The 26,065-nt window shown below is 63.4% G+C and carries 23 protein-coding genes and 1 pseudogene; 6 read left to right on the top strand and 18 right to left on the bottom strand.

Going from position 1 to position 26,065, the window contains the following annotated elements:
- Window positions 1–525: 525 nt before the first annotated feature.
- Complete coding sequence (locus I5R65_RS20325; protein ID WP_180667008.1) at window positions 526–1,929, bottom strand: sensor histidine kinase; 1,404 nt, start codon at window positions 1,927–1,929, stop codon at window positions 526–528.
- A gap of 4 nt (window positions 1,930–1,933) precedes the next feature.
- A complete protein-coding gene (locus I5R65_RS20320) occupies window positions 1,934–2,620 on the bottom strand; it encodes a response regulator transcription factor (protein ID WP_180667006.1) in 687 nt (228 codons plus the stop codon).
- Between the two features lie 279 nt (window positions 2,621–2,899).
- Here I5R65_RS20320 and phnD point away from each other — a divergent pair, with 279 nt between their 5' ends.
- The 5 genes and pseudogenes from phnD (at window position 2,900) to glpD (ending at window position 8,066) form a co-directional block, all read left to right on the top strand.
- Window positions 2,900–3,889, top strand: a complete 990-nt coding sequence (gene phnD / locus I5R65_RS20315; RefSeq protein ID WP_006464642.1) for a phosphate/phosphite/phosphonate ABC transporter substrate-binding protein — start codon at window positions 2,900–2,902, stop codon at window positions 3,887–3,889.
- A 167-nt stretch (window positions 3,890–4,056) separates the two neighbouring features.
- Complete coding sequence (gene phnC / locus I5R65_RS20310) at window positions 4,057–4,827, top strand: phosphonate ABC transporter ATP-binding protein (RefSeq protein ID WP_006464641.1); 771 nt, start codon at window positions 4,057–4,059, stop codon at window positions 4,825–4,827.
- On the top strand, window positions 4,824–5,639 hold the full coding sequence (gene phnE, locus I5R65_RS20305; protein ID WP_180667004.1) for a phosphonate ABC transporter, permease protein PhnE: 816 nt from the start codon (window positions 4,824–4,826) through the stop codon (window positions 5,637–5,639). The genes phnC and phnE (I5R65_RS20305) overlap by 4 nt, the downstream gene beginning before the upstream one ends.
- Complete coding sequence (phnE, locus tag I5R65_RS20300; RefSeq protein ID WP_180667002.1) at window positions 5,632–6,465, top strand: phosphonate ABC transporter, permease protein PhnE; 834 nt, start codon at window positions 5,632–5,634, stop codon at window positions 6,463–6,465. Before phnE (I5R65_RS20305) ends, phnE (I5R65_RS20300) begins: the two co-directional genes overlap by 8 nt.
- Window positions 6,466–6,507: 42 nt before the next feature.
- A pseudogene (gene glpD, locus I5R65_RS20295) lies at window positions 6,508–8,066 on the top strand (glycerol-3-phosphate dehydrogenase).
- Here glpD and I5R65_RS20290 read toward each other — a convergent pair.
- From I5R65_RS20290 to I5R65_RS20215, 16 genes are all read right to left on the bottom strand, one after another.
- On the bottom strand, window positions 8,048–8,659 hold the full coding sequence (locus tag I5R65_RS20290; protein ID WP_180667000.1) for a HupE/UreJ family protein: 612 nt from the start codon (window positions 8,657–8,659) through the stop codon (window positions 8,048–8,050). The pseudogene glpD and the gene I5R65_RS20290 overlap by 19 nt on opposite strands.
- A gap of 54 nt (window positions 8,660–8,713) precedes the next feature.
- Window positions 8,714–9,346, bottom strand: a complete 633-nt coding sequence (ureG, locus tag I5R65_RS20285; RefSeq protein ID WP_180666998.1) for an urease accessory protein UreG — start codon at window positions 9,344–9,346, stop codon at window positions 8,714–8,716.
- A gap of 43 nt (window positions 9,347–9,389) precedes the next feature.
- Entirely contained in the window at window positions 9,390–10,070 is a 681-nt protein-coding gene (locus tag I5R65_RS20280; RefSeq protein ID WP_180666996.1) for an urease accessory protein UreF, read from the bottom strand.
- Window positions 10,071–10,073: 3 nt separating this feature from the next.
- Window positions 10,074–10,607, bottom strand: coding sequence for an urease accessory protein UreE (gene ureE / locus I5R65_RS20275; protein ID WP_180666994.1), 534 nt, complete (start codon window positions 10,605–10,607; stop codon window positions 10,074–10,076).
- A gap of 18 nt (window positions 10,608–10,625) precedes the next feature.
- Window positions 10,626–12,326, bottom strand: coding sequence for an urease subunit alpha (ureC, locus tag I5R65_RS20270; RefSeq protein WP_180666992.1), 1,701 nt, complete (start codon window positions 12,324–12,326; stop codon window positions 10,626–10,628).
- Entirely contained in the window at window positions 12,323–12,667 is a 345-nt protein-coding gene (locus I5R65_RS20265) for an urease subunit beta (protein ID WP_180666990.1), read from the bottom strand. Before I5R65_RS20265 ends, ureC begins: the two co-directional genes overlap by 4 nt.
- A gap of 10 nt (window positions 12,668–12,677) precedes the next feature.
- Window positions 12,678–12,980: an urease subunit gamma gene (locus I5R65_RS20260; protein WP_017452803.1), complete on the bottom strand. Its 303-nt coding sequence runs from the start codon at window positions 12,978–12,980 to the stop codon at window positions 12,678–12,680.
- Window positions 12,981–13,066: 86 nt separating this feature from the next.
- Entirely contained in the window at window positions 13,067–13,966 is a 900-nt protein-coding gene (locus tag I5R65_RS20255) for an urease accessory protein UreD (protein ID WP_370460926.1), read from the bottom strand.
- 109 nt (window positions 13,967–14,075) lie between these two features.
- Window positions 14,076–14,774, bottom strand: coding sequence for an urea ABC transporter ATP-binding subunit UrtE (gene urtE, locus I5R65_RS20250; RefSeq protein WP_180666988.1), 699 nt, complete (start codon window positions 14,772–14,774; stop codon window positions 14,076–14,078).
- Between the two features lie 18 nt (window positions 14,775–14,792).
- Window positions 14,793–15,662 (bottom strand): urea ABC transporter ATP-binding protein UrtD, encoded by an 870-nt coding sequence (gene urtD / locus I5R65_RS20245; protein WP_180666985.1) that lies wholly within the window; start codon window positions 15,660–15,662, stop codon window positions 14,793–14,795.
- The gene (gene urtC, locus I5R65_RS20240; protein WP_180666983.1) at window positions 15,659–16,789 is read right to left on the bottom strand and encodes an urea ABC transporter permease subunit UrtC; all 1,131 of its coding nucleotides are present in this window, start codon (window positions 16,787–16,789) and stop codon (window positions 15,659–15,661) included. Before urtC ends, urtD begins: the two co-directional genes overlap by 4 nt.
- Complete coding sequence (gene urtB, locus I5R65_RS20235) at window positions 16,786–18,402, bottom strand: urea ABC transporter permease subunit UrtB (protein ID WP_180666981.1); 1,617 nt, start codon at window positions 18,400–18,402, stop codon at window positions 16,786–16,788. Before urtB ends, urtC begins: the two co-directional genes overlap by 4 nt.
- Before the next feature lie 168 nt (window positions 18,403–18,570).
- Complete coding sequence (urtA, locus tag I5R65_RS20230; RefSeq protein ID WP_180666979.1) at window positions 18,571–19,824, bottom strand: urea ABC transporter substrate-binding protein; 1,254 nt, start codon at window positions 19,822–19,824, stop codon at window positions 18,571–18,573.
- A gap of 381 nt (window positions 19,825–20,205) precedes the next feature.
- Window positions 20,206–21,033, bottom strand: coding sequence for a ferritin-like domain-containing protein (locus tag I5R65_RS20225; protein WP_180666977.1), 828 nt, complete (start codon window positions 21,031–21,033; stop codon window positions 20,206–20,208).
- A 136-nt stretch (window positions 21,034–21,169) separates the two neighbouring features.
- Window positions 21,170–22,891, bottom strand: coding sequence for a diguanylate cyclase (locus tag I5R65_RS20220; RefSeq protein ID WP_180666975.1), 1,722 nt, complete (start codon window positions 22,889–22,891; stop codon window positions 21,170–21,172).
- A gap of 22 nt (window positions 22,892–22,913) precedes the next feature.
- On the bottom strand, window positions 22,914–24,257 hold the full coding sequence (locus tag I5R65_RS20215; protein WP_180667077.1) for an ABC transporter substrate-binding protein: 1,344 nt from the start codon (window positions 24,255–24,257) through the stop codon (window positions 22,914–22,916).
- A 423-nt stretch (window positions 24,258–24,680) separates the two neighbouring features.
- Between I5R65_RS20215 and I5R65_RS20210 the strand changes: the two genes are divergently transcribed.
- Window positions 24,681–25,904 (top strand): Bcr/CflA family multidrug efflux MFS transporter, encoded by a 1,224-nt coding sequence (locus I5R65_RS20210; protein ID WP_180666973.1) that lies wholly within the window; start codon window positions 24,681–24,683, stop codon window positions 25,902–25,904.
- Window positions 25,905–26,065: the final 161 nt, after the last annotated feature.

The following is a 26,065-nucleotide window of genomic DNA, read 5'->3' as shown; positions in this document are numbered from 1 at the left end:
GAGAAAAGCTGAACTGACTCATCGATCACCGTCTGCGGACCACACCATGTTTGTGTTTGGAAACGTCGGTGTCCGGATCGCGCAGGGCAAGTCGACCGAACGATAAAGTCCTTCTGTTGGATATCTTCTGAAGATGTCTTATCCACAGCGCGAAACATCAAGTGGGCAACCGTCGTTCCTCTTATGCACAGGCGAAAACTCAATTGGTCTCGTATCAGCCCCAAATCAATCGCTGGATAAACGTTCATTAACACTTGCCAATCCAGTACGTGATCCCGAAGAACAATAAAAAAGCCGGCTTGGCCGGCATCTCTAACAATTCATCCGCCTACAAGCATCCATAGCATCAGCTTGCGCTATCCAGAAAGCCGCTTGCAGCAAGGCTTTCAGCCCAGATATGCAAAACCCGGATGAGCACTCAAGCAAGTAAAAACTTATACACAGGCCCTTCCAACACAACGCTCCAGCGAAAACATCAAGCATCCCGGGCCGAGAAAAACTAAGTTTTCCACAGCCCCTGTAAATTCAGTCAGTCACAATCCGGAAGTGCACCAGCGCATCCAGCCCGTCCACCCGAGCATTGTTTCCCAAGCGATTGCGCAAGTTGATGGTTGCCTGCATCGAGTCAACGATCTCTCCACAGATCGTCAGTCCCAGTCCCCCTGAAGAGGAGCCATTTGAGGAAAATGCCTTGAATACGTTCTCCATGGCGGCTGCATCGATACCCTCTCCGCTATCCCAGATCAGCAACTCCGCCACTTCCTCCCTTGCGCTGATGCGAATCCCCAGTCGTCCCCGTACCGGCGTATGCCGGATCGCGTTGTGCAAGAGATTCGAGATCAGCTCACCGATCATCCACGGATGCCCCATCACCAAGATCTTGTCGGCTTCCAGCTCGAAGTCCAGATCCTTCTCCGCAATCAGTGGCGATAAGTCCACCGCCGTTTCGCGCGCCAGCATGCCGAGATCACAGACCTCCTGCACTCCCCGCCCGCGTATCTGTTCCACCTTGGCCAGCGACAGCAACTGATTGGCCAGGGTGGTCGCCCGCTCCACCGTCCCCGACATCTCCTGCAGGATCTCCTGCGCCGGCGCATCCCCGCGCAAGCCTGACTGTAGCTGCGTCTTCAATACGGCCAGTGGCGTACGCAGCTGATGCGAGGCATTGGCCACGAAGCGTTGTTGGTGATCCAGCAGACGCCGTAATCGCACCATCAACTGGTTCAGCGCATCGATGAAGGGCTGCAACTCACGCGGGGCCATCGGCGGCGCTACCGGCGACAGGTCATCAGCCGGCCGCTCATCCAGCTGTCGGCGCAAGGCATCCACAGGCTGCAACGCCCGTCGCACCACATACAGCGTCACCGACACGATCACCACCAATAACGCCGCCTGGCGAATCAGGGTTTCCCAGAAGATCTTGCGTGCCAGGGCACTGCGATTCTCCATCGTCTCCGCCACCTGGACCAGCGCCGCACCGCGCGGGTCATTGGTTACCACCGGCTGGAACAACGCCGCCACCCGTACGGGTACGCCGTTGTAATTGTCTTCGTAGATATGCGCCAGCGCCGGATAGATGGCCTCCTTGTCCGCCTTGCCCTTGTAGGTCGGCAGGTCGGCATCGCCGTCGAAGAACTTCCCCTCCAGATCATTGATGCGATAGATCATCCGGCTCGAATAATCCGCCTCGTAGATCTCCAGCGCCGCATAGGGCAGCGACGCCTTCAACTCGCCATTCTCGATACGCAGCAGATCACCGATGGAATGTACCGAGGCAATCAGCATCCGGTCATAGGCCGTGTTGACCGACTCCAGCGTATTGCGATACAGGGAGAAGGAATCGATGACGATGAACAAGGCAATTGGCGAGATGATCCACGCCAGCAGATAGGCGCGTACCGAGCGTCGCCGCGAAAACAGATGCGCCACGACCTCAGTCCCCGCCCGTCTGCTGCTGCCTGTCACGCAACAGATAACCCAGCCCGCGCAAGGTCATGATTTCCGTACCGGTTTCAATGAGCTTCTTGCGCACGCGATGCACCACCACCTCGATGGCCTCCAGTTGCGTATTCTCTTCCATCGGAAACACCAGCCGGAACAGCTTTTCCTTGGTCACCGCATGCCCCGGCTTGGCGATCAGCGCCTTCAGGAGCGTATGCTCGCGCGGCGTCAACTCCAGCGGATCGTCGCCGCAATAGAAGGCACCGGAACCACGATCGAAACGCAGCCTGCCGCAACGCTGCACACCGTCATCGGCGTTGGTGCGACGACGCAGCAAGGCACGGATGCGCGCATCCAGTTCATCCAGATCGAAGGGCTTGGCCAGATAATCATCGGCACCGGCATTGAGCCCGACCACCCTGTCACCGACCGCCCCGCGTGCAGTCAGCACGATCACCGGCGTGCCGATATCCTGCGAACGTATCCGCTGCAGCAGATGCAACCCATCCAGTCCGGGGATGTTGAGGTCCAGCACCACCAGGTCGCCTACCCCATCCTTGATCTGCGACAGCGCGCTGATGCCATCGCCGCAATGCGTGACCTGGAAGCCGCGTCGTTCCAGCGCTCTCAACAGCGCACGCGACATGTCGATGTCGTCCTCCACCAGCAGGATATGCATGATGTCCCATGTCGTTATCGTTGGTAAGCCGCCTTTATACCGCCAAACTTCCCCCAGCGCGAGCCCTGCACGAGTCCAGCAAGGGGCCGTGGCGGAGCCGCTTTGAAAGCAGATTGAAAGCCACTGGAAAGGCGGCTGCAAGGAAACCCCCGCTTTGCGACCGCGATGCGGTAGTAAAAGCCGTCCCGCTCGCCTACACTCCCGCACATCGCCGGCCAGCACCTGATCATCCAGCCGTCGCGACCGGCACCAAGACCAAAACCATCTCTAGGAGACAGCATGACCCAGCGTCTGATCAAGACCCTGTTGGCCCTCGCGCTTGCCGCGCCGGCCATCGCCTTTGCCCAGGACACCTGCACCAACCGCGGTGACCTCGACCAGCAGTACTGCGACGCCAACAACGACCTCACCGCCGACACCCCCACCGATCCCAAGAAGCTGAAGAACCCCAACACCCTGGTCTTCACCTTCACCCCGGTGGAAGACCCGGCCGTCTACGACAAGATCTTCAAGCCCTTCACCGACTACCTGTCGCAGTGCACCGCCAAGAAGGTGGTGTTCTTCCAGGTGCAGTCCAATGCCGCTGAAATCGAAGCCATGCGCTCCGGCCGCCTGCACGTCGGCGGCTTCTCGCCGGGCCCCACCAACTTCGCCGTCAACATCGCCGGCGCTGTGCCATTCGCCGTCATCGGCGATGCCAAGGGCTACCAGGGCTATACCCTGAACGTGATCGTGCGCAAGGATAGCCCGATCCAGAAGATGACCGATCTCAAGGGCAAGAAGGTCGCGCACACCGCGCCCTCCTCCAACTCCGGCCACATGGCGCCGATGGCCCTGTTCCCCAAGCTGGGCGTGACCCCGGACAAGGACTACAAGGTCATCTTCTCCGGCAAGCACGACCAGTCCATCCTGGGCGTGAACTCGGGCGACTATGACGCTGCCGCCATCGCCTCCGACGTCTTCGACCGCATGGTCGAGCGCGGCGTGATCAAGGCCGAGAACTTCCGCGTCATCTGGCACAGCGAGAAATTCCCCACCCAGGACTTCGCCTACGCGCACGACCTGGAGCCGAACTTCCGCGACAAGATGCTCAAGTGCTTCTACGACTACCGCTTCACCGATGAGCTGAAGAAGGCCTTTGCGGGTTCCGATCGCTTCTATCCGATCAACTACAAGAAGGACTTCGAGATGGTGCGCTTCGTCGCCCATTCTGCCGGTGAATCCTTCAACCGCGCCGCCTACGACAAGCAGAACGCCGGCAAGAAGTAAGCCCGGAGCCTGAGCTCCGCTCCGGCACCGCACCCGTGGCCGTCCTGGCCCGGGTGCCGCAGTACCCGTCATACACCGAATAAAGCAACACGGCCCGCGCCCAGCGCACGGGCCGCGGCCCCTCGCATCCCGCGAACGGCCGCGCATCACCAGAGAAAGCGCCTCCCATGTCACACGCCATCGAAATCCAGGGCCTGGTCAAGGAATACAAGCCCGGCCATCCCATCCTCAAGGGCATCGACCTGAAGATCGGCGATGCCGGCCTGGTCGCCATCATCGGCCCTTCCGGTACCGGCAAGTCGACCCTGATCCGCTGCATCAACCGCCTGGTCGATCCCAGCCGCGGTGCGATCTGGTTCGAGGGCGAAGGCAAGCGCGTGAACCTGGCCGAGCTGCGCGGTCGCGCCCTGCGCGAGCAGCGTCGCCATATCGGCATGGTGTTCCAGGAATACAACCTGGTCGAGCGCCTGTCCGTGATGGAGAACCTCCTGTGCGGACGCCTGGGCTACGTCAACGCCTTCACCGCATGGCGTCGCAACTTCAGCAAGGAAGACATCGCCCACGCCTTCGAACTGCTGGACACCGTCGGCCTGGGCAACTTCGCCAACCAGCGCGCCGATGCGCTTTCCGGTGGTCAGCGCCAGCGCGTGGGCATCGCCCGCGCCCTGATGCAGCGCCCGCGCCTGCTGCTGGCCGACGAGCCGACCTCCTCGCTGGACCCCAAGACCTCCTTCGAGATTATCTCGCTGCTGAAGGAACAAGGTCGCGCCCAGAAGATCCCCGTCATCGTCAACATTCACGACGTCGAACTGGCCAAGCGCTACGCCGATCGCATCATCGGCATGTCCGGCGGCCACGTGATCTATGACGGCAATGCCGAGAACCTGTCGGATGACTTCCTCAAGCAGATCTACGGTGGCGAGGACTGGCTAGCATGACGACCGCAACTCCCCCCACCCCACAGAGCGCCAGCACCCGCGTGAGCCTGGCCTTCAAGCCGCAGCTGGCGACCCGCGTGGTGATCTGGCTGATCGCCCTCTACGCGATCTACGCCGCCACCCAGCTGGGATTCTCCTGGGAGCGCTTCTCCTCGGGCCTGGGCAATGGCGCCAAGTTCCTCGGCCGCATGTTCCCGCCTGACCTGTCCAAGGGCGACATCCTCTGGGGCGGCATCAAGGAAACCCTGCAGATCGCCGTGCTGGCCTCGCTGTTCGGCATCCTGCTGTCGCTGCCCATCGGCCTCATGGGCGCGCGCAACCTGATGCCGGCATGGATCTCCTGGCCGGCCCGCGCGCTGGTATCGGTCTGCCGCTCGCTGCACCCGGTGATCGTGGCCATCCTGTTCGTCAAGGCGGTCGGCTTTGGCGCCCTGGCCGGCGTACTGGCGCTGATCGTGGCCTCCATCGGTTTCATCGGCAAGCTCTTCGCCGAAGCCATCGAGGAAATCTCCATCAAGCAGGTCGAAGCCATCCGCGCCACTGGTGCGTCCTTCATGAACGTGATCCTGTTCGGCGTGCTGCCGCAGGTGATGTCACGCTTTGTCGGTTTCTCCACCTACCAGCTCGACTCCAACCTGCGCAATTCCACCATGGTCGGCATCGTCGGCGCCGGTGGTGTGGGCGGCGTGCTGTTCTCTGCCTTCCAGCGCTTCGACTACGACTTCGTGCTCACCATCCTGGTCACCATCATCACCATCATCGTCGTCGGCGAACTGCTGGCGAATTCGGTCAAGAAGGTCTTCAATGTCTGATACCGTCCTCCCCCGTCCCCCGGCGGCGCTCAACCCGGCCGAGCGCGAATGGCAACGCCACACGCCGCTGCAGCGCGTACTGCGCTTCACGGTGTGGCTGGTCATCGCGCTGGCCGTGGTGCAGTCGCTGCGCTATATCGAAATCATTCCCGAGTTCCTCTACGATGCGCCGGAACAGATGAGCGACATGCTCTCCCGCATGTGGCCCGTCGACTGGGAATACTTCGGCACCGACGTGAAGGCCGGCCTGGTCGAGACGCTGCACATCGCCACCCTCGGCACCCTGTTCTCCATCGTGCTGGCGATTCCCTTCGGCCTGCTGGTCGCCCCCAACCTGACCCGCAACCCTGCCCTGAACCTGTTCGCCCGCATCGTGCTGGTGGCCAGCCGTTCGGTCAATTCGCTGGTCTGGGCGCTACTGTTCCTGGCCATCTTTGGCCCCGGCCCGCTGGCCGGTACCCTGGCCATCGCTTTCCGTTCCATCGGCTTTGTCGGCAAGATGGCCGGTGAAACCATCGAGCAGATGCCGCGTGGCCCCATCGAAGCCCTGCAGGCTTCGGGCGCCAGCAAATTCTCCGAAATCTGGTACGGCTACTGGCCGCAGTTGAAGCCTGCCTTCATGTCCATCGTGCTGCTGCGCTGGGACATCAACGTGCGTGAATCGGCCGTGCTGGGCATCGTCGGCGCCGGTGGCGTGGGCATGGTGCTGGACACTGCCCTGAACCTGTTCCAGTGGCCGCGCGTGGCCACCGTGCTGGTCTCCATCTTCGCCATCGTGATCGTCACCGAAGTGGTGGTGACCCAGATCCGCAAGCGCATTCTCTAATCCTGAAGCGAGGCCTGCATGAAAGCACGTGGCACCGAAGGCATCACCTATCCTCCGCAATACGACCTGCTGGTGGTCGGCGGCGGCATCAACGGCGCCGGCATCGCCCGTGACGCCGCCGGACGCGGCCTCTCGGTGGCGCTGTGCGAGCAGCACGACCTGGCACAGCACACCTCGTCGTCCTCCAGCAAGCTCATCCACGGTGGCCTGCGCTATCTGGAGCACTACGAGTTCGGCCTGGTGCGCAAGGCCCTGATCGAACGCGAGGTGCTCCTGCGCAGCGCCCCCCACATCATGTGGCCGCTGCGTTTTGTCATGCCGCATGACCAGGGCCAGCGCCCGGCCTGGCTGATCCGCCTGGGCATGTTCCTCTACGACCACCTGGCCCGGCGCGAACTGCTGCCGGGTTCGCGTGCGCTGGACCTGCGTCGTCACCCGTCGGGTGCACCCTTGAAGTCGCAGTTCACCCGCGGCTTCGTCTATTCCGATGGCTGGGTCGACGATGCCCGCCTGGTGGTGCTGAACGCCATGGATGCCGCCGAGAAAGGCGCTCACATCATGACCCGCACCCGCTGCGAGTCGCTGAGCCGCCAGGACAATGGCTGGCAAGCCACGCTGCGGCGCGCCGATGGTCATGCCATGCAGCTGCGTGCGCGTTGCGTGGTCAACGCCGCCGGCCCCTGGGTGGCCCAATTCCTGGGCGGTGCTGCCCACGTGCACTCCAGCAATCGGTACGCCTGGTCAAGGGCAGCCATATCGTGGTCAAGCGCCTGTTCGACCATGACCACGCCTACATCTTCCAGAACCCGGATGGCCGCATCGTCTTCGCCATTCCCTACGAGCGCGACTTCACCCTGATCGGCACCACCGATATCGAATACAAGGGCAAGGTGGAAAACGTCGCCATTTCCGAGGACGAGATCGGCTACCTCTGCCAACTGGCCAATCGCTATTTCGACAAGCCCATTCACCCGGCCGACGTGGTCTGGTCCTATTCCGGCGTGCGCCCGCTGCTGGAGGATGCTGCCGCCGATGCCTCGGCCGTCACCCGCGACTATCAGCTCGACCTGAACACCGATGGCGCCCCGTTGCTCTCCGTCTTCGGCGGCAAGATCACCACCTTCCGCAAGCTGGCCGAGGAAGCGGTGGACATGATCGCCCCGGTACTGGGCAACCAGCGCGGCGCGTGGACCGAGGGCGGTTGCCTGCCAGGCGGCGACCTGTTCGGCGCGCAGCCGGCCAACCGTTCGGTGCGTGAGTTCGATCAATACGTTTCAAGTCTGCAGCAGCAGTACCACTGGCTGCCGGCATCACTATTGCAGCGATACGCGCGCGCCTACGGCAGCCGCACGCATGGGCTGCTGGAAGGAAAGAAGACCTTGGAAGAGATGGGAGAAGAGATTCTGGGCGGGCTCTACGCCGCCGAGGTGGATTATCTGTTACGTCACGAATGGGCCACCAGCGCAGCCGACATCTTGTGGCGGCGTTCCAAGCTCGGCCTGCACTTCCCCAAGGGCAGCGAGGCCGTGCTGGACGCCTGGCTAGCCGCGCGCGGCGGCCAGCCGGTGGCAGAACAAATGCTTCAGGCCGCCAGCAGGTAGGCCCCCACGGCGGCGATACCCACGCCGCCGATGCGCACCACGCGGTCGGCCATCTTCTGGCCGGCCACCAGGCCAATACCCAGGCCGGCGGCATGCAGCAGCGCGGTCGCGGCAATGAAGCCGGCGCCGTACAGGGCGGCCGAGCTACCGTGCGGCAGTTCCGCGCCGTGGGCATAGCCATGGAACATGGCGAACAGCGACACCACCAGGGTGCTGCCCCACAGCGGCATGCGTACGGCAAACGCGATCAGCAGACCCAGCACCGCCACCGACGCGGCGATCCCCGTTTCCACGGCCGGCACCTGCAGGCCGGAGAAGGCCAGCAGTGCGCCCACCACCATCATCAGCGGAAAGGCCAGCGGCAGCACCCACAGGGCGCGCTGCTTGTTCTGTGCCGCCCACAGGCCCACGGCCAGCATGGCCAGCAGGTGATCGATGCCCGAGAACGGGTGGGCGAAGCCGGCGGCCATGCTGGCCGTGGCATCCATGGTCGAGCCCGGATGGCCCGGGTGGGCCAGCGCGGAGCCGGCCGCCAGTGCGGTGACAGCCAGCACGCCCAGGCGGGCGCGGGTCTTGGTGGTGAGTGCAAACATGATTTCTCCTTGGCAGATGCAGCAAATACGGCAGGTTCGTTGGAATGGGGGGACTTAGTTCTTCGGCTTCTGGTCCAGCAAGCCCTGCTTGCGGATGTACTCGATCACCTTTTCCACCCCATCGCCACTGCGCAGGTTGGTGAACACGAAGGGGCGTTCGCCGCGCATGCGCTTGGCATCGGCCGCCATGATATCCAGATTTGCGCCCACATAGGGCGCCAGGTCGGTCTTGTTGATGATCAGCAGGTCGGAACGGGTGATGCCGGGGCCGCCCTTGCGCGGGATCTTCTCGCCACCGGCCACGTCGATCACGTAGATGGTCAGATCCGACAATTCCGGGCTGAAGGTGGCCGCCAGGTTGTCGCCACCAGACTCCACCAGGATCAGGTCCAGGTCGGGGAAGTCGGCGCTCATGCGGGCGATCGCCTCCAGGTTGATCGAGGCATCTTCGCGGATGGCCGTGTGCGGGCAGCCACCGGTCTCCACCCCCATCAGGCGATCGGCCGGCAGCGCATCGGCGCGCAGCAGGATCTCCATGTCTTCCTTGGTGTAGATGTCATTGGTGATGACGGCCATGTCGTAATGGTCGCGCATGCGCTTGCACAGCATTTCGCACAGCGCCGTCTTGCCGGAACCGACCGGGCCGCCGATGCCCACGCGCAGCGGATTGGAAGTGGGATTGCTCATGGTTGTCTCTTGGTTCGTGTAGCTACGTTAATGATATAAATAATCAGGAGCGATAGATGCGGCTGTACTGCACCTCGTGCTGCATCGACAGCAGCGACAGCCCCGGTGCCCAGTTGCACAGATCATCGTCCTCCAGCGTCAGTGCGGTCGCGGCCGCCTGCTCCAGCTCCGGCTGCAGCGACAGCAAGATGCGCTGCCCCGCCACCTGCCCCAGCGGCACCGTCTTCACGCAGGCCAGCACCTGGTTCTCGGCCCAGGCGAAGAGCATGCCCAGCACCGCCGCCTCCCGTGGCACCTGCAGCGCCACCGTGGCAAAGGCCAGCGCGGTGGGTAGCGGCACTTCCGGCTGTGCCTGTAACAGCGCCAGCAGCTCGGCATCGCCCAGCTTCAGGTCGGCGGCCAGCTTGCCCAGCGAATAACCCATCTGAATGGTCTCGGCGCGAAACTCCGAGGTATCGCGCGCCGCCACGAAGCGCTCGGTCCAGCGCGTGATCGCATCGGCATCGCGCGCTTCAAAGGCTGCCACGAGTCGCGCAAAGATGGGCGCCTCGAAGCGTGCCACCACCTCATGCAGCGCATGGCCGATCCAGTCACGTGCCGCCGCTTCGCTGTTGACCCGCCCATTCTCGATGGCCGCCTCCAGCCCCTGCGAATAGCTGTAGGCGCCAATCGGCAGCGATGGGCTGCTCAGTTGCAGCAGATGCAGCAAGGCGGTGGCTTGCATGGATCAGCCCTCGTCCTTCTTGTCGCTGGGCCGGTGGATCTTCTGACGCAGCGGGATCGGTGCCAACGGATTGTGATGGTGGTCGTCACCGTGATGGTGATGACCGCCGCCATAGGCCCCGGCTTCCGGTTCGAAGGCAGCCTCTTCTTCCGACACCCGTGCACCCAGGCCTTCCAGCATTTCCTTCAGGACCGGGTCCTTGCGGATGCGCAGGAAGCCCACGCCACCCGCATGGCCGATATGCGCCTGGGTATGACGATTGCCGAGGTGGAAAGCGCAGCGCAGCAGCAGGTGCGCGTCGGCCGCATCGACCCGATAGGTCGCCTCGGCCTTGGCGATGATCTTGACCACGCGGCCATCGTCGCCGCGCAGCAGATCGCCATCGCGCAGCACGGTGCCGCGCACGGTGAACACGGCCACATCTTCGCCCGAGCGCAGCGTGGCACGCAGGCGGCTCTTTTCGCGCTGGTCGTAGGGCAGTTCCAGTTCACCGTCGATCTGGTCGGCCTGGTCTATCTTGGTATTGAGAGTCAGCATGAAAAAATGGGAGAAAAATCAGAACAGGAAATAACGCTGCGCCAATGGCAGCGACACCGCCGGCTCGCACACCAGCAGCTCGCCATCGGCACGCACTTCATAGGTCTCGGCATCGACTTCCATCTTCGGCGTTGCGCCGTTGTGGATCATGTCGCGCTTGCGCAGGTTGCGCATGTTCTTCACCGCCACTACCGGCTTGTTGAGCTTCAGTTGCTCGCCGATACCGGCGTCGAAGGCAGCCTGCGAAACGAAGGTCATGGACGTCTTCAAGCCCCCTCCATAGGCGCCGAACATCATCCGGTAATGCACCGGCTGCGGCGTCGGGATGGAGGCATTCGGGTCACCCATCTGGGCCGCCGCGATCATGCCGCTCTTCAGGATCATCGAGGGCTTGGCACCGAAGAAGGCCGGCTTCCACAGCACGATGTCGGCGATCTTGCCCACCTCCAGCGAACCCACCACGTGCGAGATGCCGTGGGTGATGGCCGGGTTGATGGTGTACTTGGCGATGTAGCGCTTGATGCGGAAGTTGTCGTTGCGCGAGGTATCTTCTTTCAGCGAACCGCGCTGCACCTTCATCTTGTGCGCGGTCTGCCAGGTGCGCAGGATCACTTCCCCGACGCGGCCCATGGCCTGCGAATCGGAAGACATCATCGAGATCGCGCCGATGTCATGCAGGATATCTTCGGCCGCAATCGTCTCGCGCCGGATGCGCGATTCGGCGAAGGCGATATCCTCGGCGATGGCCGGGTCCAGGTGATGGCAGACCATCAGCATGTCCAGGTGCTCGTCCAGCGTATTGACCGTGAACGGGCGCGTCGGATTGGTGGAGGACGGCAGCACATTGCCTTGCCCCACCGCCGCAATGATGTCCGGCGCGTGCCCGCCGCCCGCGCCTTCGGTGTGGAAGGTGTGGATGGTACGGTCCTTGAAGGCGGCCAGGGTGTGCTCCAGGAAGCCGCCTTCGTTCAGGGTATCGGTATGGATGGCCACCTGGATGTCCATGCGGTCGGCCACCGTCAGGCAGTTGTCGATGGCCGCCGGGGTGGAGCCCCAGTCCTCGTGCAGCTTCAGGCCGATGGCACCGGCGCGGATCTGCTCTTCCAGCGGCAGCGGCAGGCTGACATTGCCCTTGCCCAGGAAGCCGAGGTTCATCGGGAAGGCATCCGCTGCCGCCAGCATCGAATGGATGTGCCAGGGACCGGGCGTGCAGGTGGTCGCCGCCGTCCCCACGGCCGGGCCGGTGCCGCCGCCCAGCATGGTGGTCACGCCGCTCATCAGCGCTTCCTCGATCTGCTGCGGGCAGATGAAGTGGATGTGGCTGTCGATGCCGCCGGCGGTGACGATCATGCCTTCGCCGGCAATGATTTCGGTTGCACCACCGATGGCCATGGTCACGCCGGGCTGGATGTCCGGATTGCCGGCCTTGCCGATGCCGGCGATCTTGCCCGACTTGATGCCGATGTCAGCCTTGACGATGCCCCAGTGGTCCACGATCAGCGCATTGGTGATGACGGTGTCCATCACGTCGGCATGGGCGCGCTGCGATTGGCCCATGCCATCGCGGATCACCTTGCCGCCGCCGAATTTCACTTCCTCGCCATAGACCGTATAGTCCTTCTCCACTTCCAGGAACAGCGCGGTATCGGCCAGGCGCACGCGGTCGCCGACAGTGGGGCCGAACATCTCGGCATAGGCCGAGCGGGAGATCTTGCTCATTGGGTCTGTCCCTTCTTGTCAGTAGCCAATTGGGCCTTCAGCTTGCCCATCACCAGTGCATTGAAACCATAGACGCGGCGGTCCCCCGCCAGCGCCACCAGTTCCACCGTGCGCTCCTGGCCCGGCTCGAAGCGCACTGCCGTACCGGCGGCGATGTTCAGGCGCATGCCATAGGCCACGGAGCGCTCGAAGCGCAGCGCCGGATTGGTCTCGTAGAAATGGAAGTGGGAACCCACCTGGATCGGCCGGTCGCCGCTGTTGGCCACCGTCACGGTGGCCGTGGCGCGGCCGGTATTGAGTTCGATGTCGCCGGGTTCGACCAGCATTTCGCCTGGAATCATGACGCGCTCCTCAAGGAATCGGATGGTGGACGGTGACCAGCTTGCTGCCGTCGGGGAAGGTGGCTTCGACCTGGATGTCGGGGATCATCTCCGGCACGCCTTCCATCACATCGTTGCGGGTCAGGATGGTGGTGCCCTCGGACATCAGCTCGGCCACGGTCTTGCCGTCGCGCGCGCCTTCCATGATGGCGGCCGTGATCAGCGCCACCGCTTCCGGATAGTTGAGCTTCAGGCCACGCGCCTTGCGGCGTTCGGCCAGCAGCGCGGCGGTGAAGATCAACAGCTTGTCTTTTTCTCTTGGTGTCAGTTCCATGTTGGCTCCCGGCCGGCTGGCGGCCTTCAGTTTCTATCACTTGCTGGGACTTCGCTTGATTCGGTTTTCTTGTGTCGCTCAGGTATTCAGGTATTCCAGATGCGCGGAATTGCCGCCACCCTGCCCGTGACCGCGGGCCGCAGCACCTGCCACGCCGTATGCAGCCATCGCCGCGCCACCAGGCTGGATTGGCCCATGTAGCGGGCGATGAGCACCTGCTTCATCAGGGTGGCGCCGCTGCGTCCTTCCAGCTGCAGCGCGCCGATGGTCTCGCGCAGGCGGCCCAGCAGGGCGGCATCCATGCCATCGCCCACGGCGATCAGAGTGCCGCAGATGGTCTGCCCGTCCAGTGCCAGCGGCCCTTGCATGGCACCCGCCTCGGCCTGCAGGCGACCCTGCTCGAACCAGACCAGCTTGCCGCCACGGCGGATGCTGGTGCGCTGGCTCACTGCGCCGGTGGTGAAGGTTTCGCCGGAGGCGGTGCGACCAAAGCAGAGAATCTCCGCACCCAGGTAGGCGGCGTCGGCCGCCAGCGTCACCTCGTGTTCCATGCGCACATCGGCGCCATCGAAGAAGATGGTTTCCTGCGGCAACCATTCCAGCTTTGCACCTGCGCCGGCGTCCAGGCGCACCACCTGGCGCGAATGCTGGCCGTTGGCGCGATACCACTTGCCGGCACCCGGCGTGGTCAGCAGGGCATGGGCGCGTTCGCCCACCTCGGCGGTAATGGAGAGCTGGTCGCCGCCCACGATCCCGCCAGGGGGATGGACGATGATGGCATGGCAGATGGAAGGGTCTTCGGGGTAGAGCGGCTTCTGCACGCGCAAGGGGCCGAAGTGCTGGCGGCGCAGCAGGCGCGTGGTGCCATGGTCATCGGCAAAGCCCAGCACCAGGCGTGCCTGGTCCGGCGCATGCCGCAGGGGCGCGCCTGGAGTCGCTGGAGCTGGCATGCTGGCGGGTTCCGGATCGCCGGGGAGTCGTTTCATACCTGGTTCTTGATGGCTTGGTGGGCAGCGTGCGCCGGGTCTGCCGGCCGCGATCATGCGACTTTATAGCAGACCCGGTGCAAATGCGCAGCCTTCCCGTACGACGGTCTCAGACCGCCAGATGCTTCCTCACGTCCTCGCCATCCATCTGGTCCTGCGTGCCGGCAGCGACCACTTCGCCGCGTGACATGACCACGAAGGTATCGGCCAGTTCGCGGGCGAAGTCGAAGTACTGCTCGCACAGCAGGATGCCGATATCGCCACGCTGGCGCAGCAGGCTGATGACGCGGCCGATATCCTTGATGATGGACGGCTGGATGCCCTCGGTCGGCTCATCCAGGATGATCAGCTTGGGCTCGGCCAGCAAGGCCCGGGCAATCGCCAGCTGTTGCTGCTGACCGCCGGAGAGGTCACCGCCGCGACGGTGCAGCATTTCCTTGAGCACCGGGAAGAGTTCATAGACCTCGCCCTTGATGCTGGAGGCACGGCGACCCGACAACGTGGCCATGCCCATGAGCATGTTCTCTTCCACCGTCAGGCGCGCAAAGATCTCGCGCCCCTGCGGCACGTAGGCGATGCCCAGCCGGGCGCGCTGGTGGGGCTTCAACCTGGTGATGTCCTGGCCCTCGAACATGACATTGCCACGGGCTACCGGGAGCACGCCCATCAGGCATTTCAGCAGCGTGGTCTTGCCCACGCCGTTGCGGCCCAGCAGCGACAGCACGCGGCCCTTCTGTACATCCAGCGAGACACCGCGCAGCGTATGCGCCGCGCCGTAGTACTGGTTCAGTTCATTGACTTGCAGCATGGATGATGGTCTCCGCTCTTATCTTCCCAGGTAGACTTCGATGACGCGCTCGTTGGATTGCACCTGGCGCATATTGCCCTCGGCCAGTACCGATCCCTCGTGCAGCACGGTCACCTTGCCACCCTGGGCAATCTCTTCGACGAAGCCCATGTCGTGTTCCACCACCATGATGGAATGCTTGCCGCGCAGCTCGTTCAAGAGCTCTGCCGTGCGGGCGGTCTCGGCGTCGGACATGCCCGCCACCGGTTCATCCAGCAACAGCAGTTGTGGCTCCTGCATCAACAGCATGCCGATTTCCAGCCATTGCTTCTGGCCGTGCGAGAGCAGGCCGGCGATGCGATGTTCCTGGCCGTTCAGGCGGATCAGCTTGAGGATTTCCTCGATCTTGCCGATCTGCTCCGACGACAGGCGTGCAAAGAGCGTGGTCTTGACGCGCTTGTCCATCTTCATCGCCAGTTCCAGGTTCTCGAACACGGTGTGCTGCTCGAACACGGTAGGACGCTGGAACTTGCGGCCGATGCCGGCGTGCGCGATTTCATACTCGGTCATCTTGGTCAGGTCGATGGTCTGGCCGAAGAAGGCGGTGCCGGCAGTGGGCCGGGTCTTGCCGGTGATGACATCCATCATCGTGGTCTTGCCCGCCCCGTTGGGACCGATGATGCAGCGCAGCTCGCCCACCGAGATATCCAGGTTCAGGTTGTTGATGGCCTTGAAGCCATCGAAGGAGACCGTGATGTTTTCCAGATAGAGGATGGCCCCGTGGGTGGTATCGACGCCCTCGGGTTTGATGCGGTCATAGGACGTGCCATGGTCGGCGCGGGGCGTATCGACATTGCCGCCCAGGCCACCGATACCGACCGGGTTCTTGCCAGGTTCGACTGCACTCATGCTGCCTCCTTGGATGCGCTGCCTTCAGCGGGTGCTGCATCGCGTTTCTTGAATTTCTGCACCAGGCCCAGGATGCCCTGCGGCAGGAACAGCGTCACCAGGATGAAGATCAGGCCCAGCGCATACAGCCACAGGTCGGGGAAGGCGGCGGTGAACCAGCTCTTGAGACCATTGACGGTAAAGGCGCCGATGATGGGGCCGATCAGCGTGCCACGGCCACCGACGGCGGCCCAGATCACCATCTCGATGGAGTTGGCCGGCGACATCTCGGAAGGATTGATGATGCCCACCTGCGGCACATACAGCGCACCGGCGATACCGCAGATCACGGCCGATAGCGTCCACACGAAGAGCTTGAACCACAGCGGGTTGTAGCCGATGAACATGAGGCGCGATTCGGAATCGCGCACGCCCTGCAGCACCCGGCCCAGCTTGGAGGTGACGATCATGCGGCAGACCAGCAGTGCGCCCACCAGCAGGCCCAGCGTCACCAGGTACAGCACCGCCTTGGTGGACGGTGCGGTAATGGTGAAGCCCAGGATGCGCTTGAAGTCGGTAAAGCCGTTGTTGCCGCCGAAGCCGGTATCGTTGCGGAAGAACAGCAGCATGAAGGCGAAGGTCATGGCCTGCGTGATGATGGAGAAGTACACCCCCTTGATGCGCGAACGGAAGGCGAAGTAGCCGAACACGAAGGCCAGCAGACCCGGCACCAGCACCACCAGCAGCATGGAGAACCAGAAGTGGTCCGTCATCCACCAGTACCAGGGATAGGCCTTCCAGTTCAGGAACACCATGAAGTCCGGCAGGTTGCTTTGATACACGCCGTCACGCCCGATGGCACGCATCAGATACATGCCGTGCGCGTAGCCGCCCAGCGCGAAGAACACGCCGTGACCCAGCGACAGGATGCCGGTATAGCCCCACACCAGATCCAGCGCCAACGCCGCCATGGCGTAGCACATGAACTTGCCGACCAGCGCGATGGTGTAGGAGGACACATGCAGGCTGCTGTCCGCCGGGAACAGCAGGTTGCAGATCGGCAGCAGCGCCAGCACCACGGTGCCGATGACGATCCCGGCCCAGGCCGGGCGATTGAACAGCGAGGGGCGCATGATCATGGTGCTCATTCCACGCTCCTTCCCTTGAGTGCGAAGAGACCTTGCGGACGCTTCTGGATGAATACGATGATGAAGACCAGGATGGCGATCTTGGCCAGCACGGCGCCGGCCATCGGTTCCAGGAACTTGTTGACTTCGCCCAGACCGAAGGCGGCGATCACGGTACCGGCCAGTTGACCGACGCCGCCCAGCACCACCACCATGAAGGAGTCCACGATATAGCCCTGGCCCAGGTCGGGGCCGACGTTGCCCAGCTGCGAGAGCGCCACGCCCCCCAGGCCGGCGATGCCGCAACCGAGGCCGAAGGTCATCATGTCGATCTTGCCGGTGGACACGCCCACGCAGTCGGCCATGCGGCGGTTCTGCGTGACGGCCCGGACGAACAGGCCCAGCCGGGTCTTGTTCAGGATCAGCCACACCGCAAACACCACGAACAGCGCAAAGAACACGATCACGATACGGTTATAGGACAGCACCAGCGAGCCCAGCACGGTGACCCCGCCCGACATCCAGCTCGGATTGGCCACCTCCACGTTCTGTGCGCCGAAGATGGAGCGCACACCCTGCATCAGCATCAGGCTGATGCCCCAGGTGCAAAGCAGGGTCTCCAGCGGGCGACCGTAGAGCCAGCGGATCACCAGTCGTTCCAACGCGATACCCACGGCCGCGGCGACGATGAAGGCGGCCGGCAGGGCCACCACCAGATAGGCATCGATGGCACCGGGGAAGAACTTGCGGAACACCAGCTGGCAGACATAGGTGGTGTAGGCGCCGATCATCAGCAATTCACCGTGGGCCATGTTGATGATGCCCATCAGACCGAAGGTAATGGCCAGGCCCAGCGCGGCCAGCAGCAGCACGCTGCCCAGCGAGACGCCATAGAACAGCTTGCCGGCGAAGTCCACGATGGCCAGGTGGCGGTCCAGCGCCGACAGGGTGCGCACGGCTTCCACCCGCACGCCTTCATCGGGTTCGACATAGGAGCCGTCGGGATTCTTGGCCAGCATGTTTTCCAGCGCCGGCTTCAACGACGCATTGGTAGTCTCGGCCAGCGTCTTCACCGCAGCACGGCGCGCGGCCGGGTCCGCAGCGTGCAGGTTGGCGGTGGCCTGTACCTGCAGCAGCACATCCTTGATCTGGGGATCGCTTTCCTTGACCAGCGCCTTTTCGATCAGCGGGATCTGCGCCGGGTCGGCATTCTTCAGGAGCTCGCTGGCGGCGGCCAGGCGCTGGTCGCGTTGCGGCGAGAGCAGCTTCAGGCCTGACAGGGCGCCATCGACGGCGCCACGCAGGCGGTTGTTGACCGTGATGCCCTCGGCATCATCGGGTGCCGGGCCGGTCTGGTCGGTGGCCGGGTTGAAGGCCTTGCCCGCATCATCGACGATGAGCACATCACCGGCAGGGGTGACATACAACGCGTCGCTGTTCAGGGCATTGAGAATCTTGAGGGCGTCGTCGTTGGCCAGCGCCGCAATCTGGTTGACGGCGGCGATGCGCGCGTCGGGGTCGTCTCCGCCAAGGGGCTTGAGCAGGTCCGGTGCGATGGCCGCGCCCGCCGTCAGGGCGTGCACGCAAAGCCAGGTCGCGAGGAGCCCGCGTAGGAACTGGATGGCTGGTGTCATGGTCGTGGTGCGCCTCGAAGCGCGAGCCGGACACGAAGCCGTGGCCGTTGCACATCGTCGGGCGTTCTTCTTGTGGAGGGAGGAACGATCGGCGGTTGGAGCGCCTTCGACAGGCGGCGCGGGTGCCTGTCGAAGGCGCTCCGAAGAACGCCGTTACAACAGCAAGCCTTAGTTCTTCTGCTTGCTTTCGTTACCCGGGATGTACGGGCTCCACGGTTGTGCGCGGATGGTGGTCTTGGTCTTGTAGACCACGTTGAACTGACCGTCTGCCTTGATTTCGCCGATCATCACGGGCTTATGCAGGTGGTGGTTGGTCTTGTCCATTTCCAGCGTGTAGCCCGACGGTGCCTTGTAGGTCTGGCCACCCATGGCGGCGATCACCTTGTCGGTATCGGTGGACTTGGCCTTTTCCACCGCCTGCGCCCACATGTGCATGCCGACGTAGGTGGCTTCCATCGGGTCGTTGGTCACGACGGTATCGGCGTTGGGCAGGTTCTTGGCCTTGGCGTATTCCTTCCACTTCTTGATGAAGGCGGTGTTGACCGGGTTCTTCACCGACTCGAAGTAGTTCCAGGCAGCCAGGTGACCCACCAGCGGCTTGGTGTCCACGCCGCGCAGTTCTTCCTCGCCCACGGAGAATGCCACCACCGGCACGTCGGTCGCCTTCAGGCCGGCGTTGCCCAGTTCCTTGTAGAAGGGCACGTTGGAGTCGCCGTTGATGGTCGAGATCACAGCAGTCTTGCCACCGGCCGCGAACTTCTTGATGTTGGCCACGATGGTCTGGTAATCGGAGTGACCGAAGGGGGTATAGACCTCGTCGATGTCGGAGTCCTTCACGCCCTTGCTGTGCAGGAAGGCGCGCAGGATCTTGTTGGTGGTGCGCGGGTAGACGTAGTCGGTACCCAGCAGCACGAAGCGCTTGGCGCCGCCACCTTCCTTGGACATCACGTATTCCACGGCGGGAATGGCCTGCTGGTTGGGCGCAGCGCCGGTATAGAAGACGTTCTTCTCCAGTTCTTCACCTTCGTACTGCACCGGGTAGAACAGCAGGCTGTTCAGTTCCTTGAAGACCGGCAGCACCGACTTGCGCGACACCGAGGTCCAGCAACCGAACACCACCGACACCTTGTCCTGCGAAATCAGCTGACGTGCCTTTTCGGCGAACAGCGGCCAGTTGGAAGCGGGGTCCACGATCACCGGTTCCAGCTTCTTGCCCATCACGCCGCCGGCGGCGTTGATCTCGTCGATGGTCATCAGGGCCACGTCCTTGAGGGAGGTTTCCGAGATGGCCATGGTGCCCGACAGCGAGTGCAGGATACCGACCTTGATGGTATCTGCAGCAAAGGCGGCCGGCAGCCAGGAGGAGGCGGCCAGTGCGAATGCGCCCAGTGCGGTGGCTTTCAGTACGGTACGACGTGACATGTGGTGCTCCCTCGAGAAAAGTTTTGGAAGATTTTTTTCACTGCCCAGTCGCTTTAGCAGAATGCGTGCCAATGGCGCGCCGTGGGCGCGGGCTTGCATCAAAGCGGGGCGCAAGGGCAGGGCGAGAGAGAGAAATGTTGTCAGCCGGAACAGATTTGCGCACCAAAGTCGAGCGCAATTGTCGACAGTGTCATGGCGCAACGGCAATATTCACCAAGCTGGCGCTTGCGTCTGCCCGAAGTTGGGGCGCTGCGCCAGGCGCCAGCACAGGCGGGTTCTGCGGGATCGGGCCGCCAGACGGCGGGGCTGGAACCGGGTCCTCAGGATTGTTAACAATGCCGTCCGACCACGTCAGTGGCCGGGCGGTCCATTGCGGGGCGCTCAGCGCAGCAGTACGTGCTGCATGAATTGCCGCAGAGGAAATTCGATCATGTTCTGCAGTGCCACCGGCAACTCCAGGGGCCGCATGATCATCTTGATGGTGGTCTCGGGTTTGAGGTTTACGCGCACCGTGCGGCTCATGCGCGACGCCAGTTCCTTCAGTCGCGCCGGGTCCGCCGCCAGGTCCGGCTTGTGCACCATGACCACATGACGGATGGCGCAGTCGGCGTCCTCGTTCTTGAGTTCCAGCGTGCGCCGGCTCAGGGTGCCAAAGACCCGCGAGCGCCCGATGTTTTCCTGGCGACGATAGCGGCGGAAGTACTGGTAGAAGTGCTTGTAGTGGTTGACCTCGTCGTTGGCGATCAGCCCGGCCAGGTGCTTCAGGACCGGCTCGTCGGTGGCGCGCGCCAGGGCGCGGTAGTAGGTGGAGGTCCCGGTTTCGACCACACAGCGGGCAGCCAGCTCCTGGGCCCGGGTGGGTTCGAGCAGCTCGACCTTGCAATAGCCGGAATACTCGTCGAGGAAGCCCTGGTAGGCGCGCTGCCAGTCAAACTCCGGCCAGACATGCTCGACATAGGCGCGCAGGGCTGCGCCGTGCTGCAGTTCTTCCTTTTCCCAGTGTTCGCGCAGCCAGCTCTCGACCTCGGCATCACCCTTGTAGAACTCCACCAGGTTATGCGTGTAGAGGTCCGAGCCGCTTTCGACGAAGGAGGCGCAGGCCACCATGTAGAACAGGTCTTCATCGTTTCGCACGCGCTCCAGGTCGATACGGCTCAGATTGATGTCATCGATGGTCCAGTGTTTTTTTTCTTGGCGACTCGGGTTCATCTGCTATACCTCTCTCTAGGGTGACGGGTTGGCATAGCGGTATGATGCAGCGCACGGTCAATGGTTCAGGGGGCCGGCGCAGAGCTTGATCAAACTTTACAATGGCCTCGCTTGCCGTCAGCGCTTTGTCAGCACTTCACAGGTTGCGCGTGGCATCGCTGCCCAGCACGACCCGATTACGGCCCTGGTATTTGGCGTGGTAGAGCGCCTGGTCGGCGATGCGCACGATCTGTTCGGCGGTGGTGTGGTCGTCGGCCTGCAGGGCGGCCACGCCGATGCTGGCGGTGATGTAGCCGGAGGGCGAATCGGCGTGCGGCAGCTTCAGTTCGAAGATGGCCTGGCAGATGTTCTCGGCCTGCAGCAGGGCATGCGCGGTATCGCTCTCGGCGATGATGACGCTGAACTCCTCGCCGCCGTAGCGGGCCACCAGATCGGTTGCGCGGCGCGAACTCTTCTGCAGCACCCGCGCTACGATGCGCAGGCATTCGTCGCCGGCCACGTGGCCGTAGCGGTCGTTGTATTTCTTGAAGTAATCCACGTCCAGCATCAGCAAGGCCAGCGGATGGCCCGAGCGCACCGAGCGCCGCAGTTCATTGACCAGCACCTCGTCGAAGCGGCGCCGGTTGGCCACGCCGGTCAGACCGTCGGTGGCCGAGAGCGCTTCCAGCTTGCGGTTGGCGCGCTCCAGTTCGCGCGTGCGCAGCGCCACCTGCTGCTCCAGTTCTTCCTTGTTCTGCTGCAGCTTGCCGGCCATCTCATTGAACTTGCGCGAGAGCACGGCGATCTCGTCGCCCCCTTCCTGCGCCACCCGCACCGTGGTATCGCCGCTGCCGGCTTCCTTCATGGCCCCGACCAGCCGCTGCAGCGGCACGCTGATGCTGCGTGCGATCAGCGCCGAGAGCAGCAGCGAGACCGCAAAGCAGACCAGGCCGATGGCGATGATCTTGTCGCGCACCGAACGGGTATCGGCGTTGAGCTTGTCGCTGGGCGTGGTGCTGACCACCCACCACGAAGAGTGCGGCAGCTTGGCGATGGCGGCGTAGTAGCGTGTCTTGTCCAGCCCGGTATAGGCGATGAAGTCGCTGGTGCGCCGTTGCGACAGGCTCTCCGAGATGCCCCCCAGCAAGGCCGGGTCGGCGGTGCTGGCGCTGCCGTCGCGCCCCTGCACCACCACCGTGCCATCGCTGGCATCGACGATGAAGATGCTGGAGTCATAGCCTAGTTCCACTCCCTCGAAGATGCTGAAGAAATAGCTGGGTCTCACCCCCACGAACAGATAGCCCGCCGTGCGGTTGTTGCCGGTGAAGCGGATCTCGCGCAGCATGGCTACGCTCTTCTGACCGTGGCCGGCGTGATAGAGCGTCCACCAGGCGCGCCCACCGAGGTCGGGTGCATCTTCGGCGACGCGACTGATACTGCCGGCCAGTGGCGCGAAGATCTGCGGATCGATGACCTGGCGTCGCCGGTCCAGCAGGTATTTCTGGTTGACGTCAGGCAGCGCCCCGTAGCTATCCAGCAGCACCCGCGCCACCCCGCTGCGGGCTGCGGCGCTGGCGGCTTCATGGCCGCTGTAGTAGTCGCCCAGCAGGCGCTGCAGCTTGTCCGAGAGCGCCAGCTCCTCACTGGTGTCCTCGATCTTTTCCATGCGCAGCAGCAGGTTCTGCGAAATCTGCCTGGCGACCTGCACCGAGTAGGCCCGCACCTTGTCCTGGGTGGCGCGGGTGGTCTCGCGGTAGGCCAGCAGACCCGAGATCAACAGCGGCACCAGCGACACCAGGATGAAGGAATTGATCAGCCGATAGCGGATTTCGATCTTGCGCAGGAAACCCAGGGAGAGGAAGTCTAGCCGTCTATGCATGGAACATATCCTGTCTCCCGCCTCACTTGCCTGCCAATTGCGCCTGCGCGGCAATGGAGTCCTGCAGTGCGTGCGCGGCCTGGGCTGGTGTCGTGCTGCCCGCCAGGACGGCCTGCAACTGGGTGTGCAGGACCTCGATGGTATTGACCGGCAGCAGGGAGTAGTACAGCCCAGGTGCGTTGCTGCGCGCCGCGTCATCTTTCATCTGGTCCACCAGCGCAAATAGTTCATGGTCACCCTTGACCTCGGCCGCACTGATCCGGAACGGTGGAATGTTCTGGCGCTTGCCCTGCCAGATTGACATCCCGGGGCCGTACAGGAAATCCAGGAACTGCGCCGCCATCTCGCGATGCCGGGGGCTACTGCCCTGGGCCACGGCAAAGCCGGTTTCGCTGCCGATGACGGGCTTGCTGGGCTGGCCGCGGTCGTTCCAGGGCGGCACGAATACGCCCACTCGCATCCCGCGCCCATGCATCAGCACCCCGGCTGCCCAGGTTCCCTGGAAGGTCATCGCGGCGCGGCCTTCGGCGAACTGGCGCAGGGTGGCATCGTAGCCTGCGCGCAGGCAGTCGGCCTGCACCATCTTCTGTTCCACCAGCGTGCGCAGACGCCCGAAGATGGAAATGCCCTGCGGGTTGTCCAGCCGCAGGGTGCCGTCGGCGATGCGGGCGCGCCAGTCCGGGACATTGGCGGCGACGGCATTGGCAAAGCCATAGCTGAACGGGCCATTGCCCAACATGTTGGGGAAGGCACCGGACAGGGCCAGCGGCGTGAAGCCGGCCTTCCTCAGTGCCGCGCCGGTGGCCAGGAATGCGTCGAAGTCGACTGGCGGTGCGGCGATGCCGGCACGCTCGAACATGTCGCGGTTGTAGTAGATCAGCGTGGTTGCGATGCCCGACGGAATGCCATAGCGCCGCCCACCCGGCGCCGTCCACTCGCGTTGCAGGATGTCCAGCAGATTGTTCCAGGCACGCGTCTGGCCAAGGTCGGCCAGCATGCCCTGATCGGCCAGCTCGGCGGTATAGGGGCTGGCATTGACGGAAATGATGTCGGGCAGGCTATCGGTGGCGGCGCGGGGTTTGAGGTTTTCCTCGACGGAATTGCCGATCATGAATTGCAGGTCGATGCGGACATCGGGATGGTCGCGTACGAATGCATCGGCCACCCGATGCATTTCTTCCGACCAGTCCGGTGCCCACACCAGGGCCGTCAGCACCAGCGGGCCGGACGCCTCTGCACCATCGGCCGCCTGACCACCGTCTTTGGCTGCAGCGCTTTCGTCACCGCCTCCGCATGCTGTCAGCAGCAATGCCGCAGCAACCCCTGCAACGATGAGCTTGAGGTTGGCGAAGGCCTGCCCTGTCATGCCTGGCAAGCTGCGGCCTGGATCACAGCGCGCGGCAAGTGCGCCTTTGATTGATGGCGTAAATCGGCCAAGCATTGATTTCCCCTGCGGCAAAGATCTTTTTTGTTCTACAGCAACGTGCCGCACCGTATCGTCGGCGTTTGGCTCGCACTGCACCCACCTGCCGCCCCCTGCATGAAGTCCTGTCAAATGAAAACGACGGAATCGAGTGTGCCAGCTTTTAGGCGAGCCTGCACGAACGCCGTAGGATTTTATTGTCCTCGCTCAGTTTTTTCCGGGCGGCAAACTCGCATTGCCGGAAGTGCCTGGCTGATGCAAGCGCGCCCTCACCTTATAATGTCGCACTCACGCCATCAGGCTGCATTGCTTCATCTCGTTGCATCCACGCCCTCGTGCGTAATGCGGCTGCCTCGACAATTCCACATGCACAACAACGATCAATCGCTCTCGACGGGCAAATTTCCTCCATGGCTGGCAGTGCTGGCCGCACTCACGGCCATGGGCGCGCTGGCCATCGACATGTACCTGCCCAGCTTCACCGCCATCGCCCAGGACCTGGGGGTGGGGACCAACCTGGTCCAGCTCACCCTGGCTTCCTTCCTGATCGGCCTGGCCGTCGGCCAGATGTTCTACGGTCCGCTGTCGGACCGCTTCGGCCGCAAGCCGCCGCTGTTCTTCGGCATCGCGCTGTACTTCGTCTGCTCGCTGCTGTGCATCTTCGCCCAGAACATCGAGACCCTGATCGTGCTGCGCCTGTTCCAGGGCCTGGGCGGCAGTGCCGGCATGGTGATCCCGCGCGCCATGGTGCGCGACCGCATGGGCGCGGAGGGCTCGGCCAAGGCCTTCTCGATGCTGATGCTGGTGTTCGGCCTGGCGCCCATCCTCGCCCCCTTCATCGGTGGCCTGATGCTGGTCTTCGCCAGCTGGCGCGGCATCTTCGTGGTGCTGACCATCTTCGGGCTGCTGTGCATGGTAGGTACGCGCAAGTACCTGACCGAAACCGTGGATGTCACCCGGGCCGAACCGCTGCACCTGGGACGCACGCTGCGCCAGTACTGGGGCCTGCTGCGGCATCGCCAGTTCATGTCCTATGTGCTGTGCGGTGGCCTGGTGCAGGCCGGCATGTTTGCCTATATCGCCGGCGGCCCGTTCGTGGTGATCGAATTGCACGGCATCAAGCCGCAATACTTCGGCTTCGTGTTCGCCTCCAATGCCATCGGCCTGATTGCCGCCTCGCAGATCAATGCACGGCTGGTGGTCAAGCGCTCGGCCGAGCGCGTGCTGGGCAAGGTACTGTGGGTACCGGCCGGTCTGTCCCTGTTGGTGGCGCTGTTGGTGCTGGTCGGCCTGGAGAGCCTGCCGCTGCTGCTGTTCGGCTTCTTCGGTTTCCTCACCGCCTACGGCTTCACCGGTCCCAACGCAACCGCCATCGCGCTCAAGCACCAGGGCCGCCAGGCCGGCACAGCGGCCGCGCTCATGGGGACGCTGCAATTCGGCATGGGGGTGATGTCCGGCGTGGTAATGAGCCTGTGGCATGACGGCACCGCCTTGCCGCTGGTCTCGGTGATGGCCATCTGCGGTATCGCCGCCTTTCTGCTGTATCACCTGGTGGCCAAGCATGAGCCGGTGACGCCGGCGGTCCAGTAAGGCCGCGATCCTGCTGGCACTACTCATGCAACCCGGCCCTGCGCCGGGTCTTTTTTTGGGCGCGGCCTGCCCGATTTTCGGGATGACACCTCACGCATGAGGTGCGTCACTGCATCAATAGCGCTCATGGCGCATGGCACGTCAGCCCTCGTGCGGTTTCC

The sequence above is a fragment of the Herbaspirillum sp. AP02 genome (assembly GCF_015767275.1).
Classification (GTDB): Bacteria; Pseudomonadota; Gammaproteobacteria; order Burkholderiales; family Burkholderiaceae_D; genus Herbaspirillum.
This window is presented reverse-complemented; position numbering and strand designations above follow the sequence as displayed.

What these genes read in the sequence shown, in the direction of transcription:
- I5R65_RS20320 (WP_180667006.1), bottom strand. Translation starts at nt 2,620, where the DNA reads ATGCATATCCTGCTGGTGGAGGACGACATCGACATGTCGCGTGCGCTG.
- phnD (WP_006464642.1), top strand. Translation starts at nt 2,900, where the DNA reads ATGACCCAGCGTCTGATCAAGACCCTGTTGGCCCTCGCGCTTGCCGCG.
- phnC (WP_006464641.1), top strand. Translation starts at nt 4,057, where the DNA reads ATGTCACACGCCATCGAAATCCAGGGCCTGGTCAAGGAATACAAGCCC.
- phnE (WP_180667004.1), top strand. Translation starts at nt 4,824, where the DNA reads ATGACGACCGCAACTCCCCCCACCCCACAGAGCGCCAGCACCCGCGTG.
- phnE (WP_180667002.1), top strand. Translation starts at nt 5,632, where the DNA reads ATGTCTGATACCGTCCTCCCCCGTCCCCCGGCGGCGCTCAACCCGGCC.
- I5R65_RS20290 (WP_180667000.1), bottom strand. Translation starts at nt 8,659, where the DNA reads ATGTTTGCACTCACCACCAAGACCCGCGCCCGCCTGGGCGTGCTGGCT.
- ureG (WP_180666998.1), bottom strand. Translation starts at nt 9,346, where the DNA reads ATGAGCAATCCCACTTCCAATCCGCTGCGCGTGGGCATCGGCGGCCCG.
- I5R65_RS20280 (WP_180666996.1), bottom strand. Translation starts at nt 10,070, where the DNA reads ATGCAAGCCACCGCCTTGCTGCATCTGCTGCAACTGAGCAGCCCATCG.
- ureE (WP_180666994.1), bottom strand. Translation starts at nt 10,607, where the DNA reads ATGCTGACTCTCAATACCAAGATAGACCAGGCCGACCAGATCGACGGT.
- ureC (WP_180666992.1), bottom strand. Translation starts at nt 12,326, where the DNA reads ATGAGCAAGATCTCCCGCTCGGCCTATGCCGAGATGTTCGGCCCCACT.
- I5R65_RS20265 (WP_180666990.1), bottom strand. Translation starts at nt 12,667, where the DNA reads ATGATTCCAGGCGAAATGCTGGTCGAACCCGGCGACATCGAACTCAAT.
- I5R65_RS20260 (WP_017452803.1), bottom strand. Translation starts at nt 12,980, where the DNA reads ATGGAACTGACACCAAGAGAAAAAGACAAGCTGTTGATCTTCACCGCC.
- I5R65_RS20255 (WP_370460926.1), bottom strand. Translation starts at nt 13,966, where the DNA reads ATGAAACGACTCCCCGGCGATCCGGAACCCGCCAGCATGCCAGCTCCA.
- urtE (WP_180666988.1), bottom strand. Translation starts at nt 14,774, where the DNA reads ATGCTGCAAGTCAATGAACTGAACCAGTACTACGGCGCGGCGCATACG.
- urtD (WP_180666985.1), bottom strand. Translation starts at nt 15,662, where the DNA reads ATGAGTGCAGTCGAACCTGGCAAGAACCCGGTCGGTATCGGTGGCCTG.
- urtC (WP_180666983.1), bottom strand. Translation starts at nt 16,789, where the DNA reads ATGAGCACCATGATCATGCGCCCCTCGCTGTTCAATCGCCCGGCCTGG.
- urtB (WP_180666981.1), bottom strand. Translation starts at nt 18,402, where the DNA reads ATGACACCAGCCATCCAGTTCCTACGCGGGCTCCTCGCGACCTGGCTT.
- urtA (WP_180666979.1), bottom strand. Translation starts at nt 19,824, where the DNA reads ATGTCACGTCGTACCGTACTGAAAGCCACCGCACTGGGCGCATTCGCA.
- I5R65_RS20225 (WP_180666977.1), bottom strand. Translation starts at nt 21,033, where the DNA reads ATGAACCCGAGTCGCCAAGAAAAAAAACACTGGACCATCGATGACATC.
- I5R65_RS20220 (WP_180666975.1), bottom strand. Translation starts at nt 22,891, where the DNA reads ATGCATAGACGGCTAGACTTCCTCTCCCTGGGTTTCCTGCGCAAGATC.
- I5R65_RS20215 (WP_180667077.1), bottom strand. Translation starts at nt 24,257, where the DNA reads ATGACAGGGCAGGCCTTCGCCAACCTCAAGCTCATCGTTGCAGGGGTT.
- I5R65_RS20210 (WP_180666973.1), top strand. Translation starts at nt 24,681, where the DNA reads ATGCACAACAACGATCAATCGCTCTCGACGGGCAAATTTCCTCCATGG.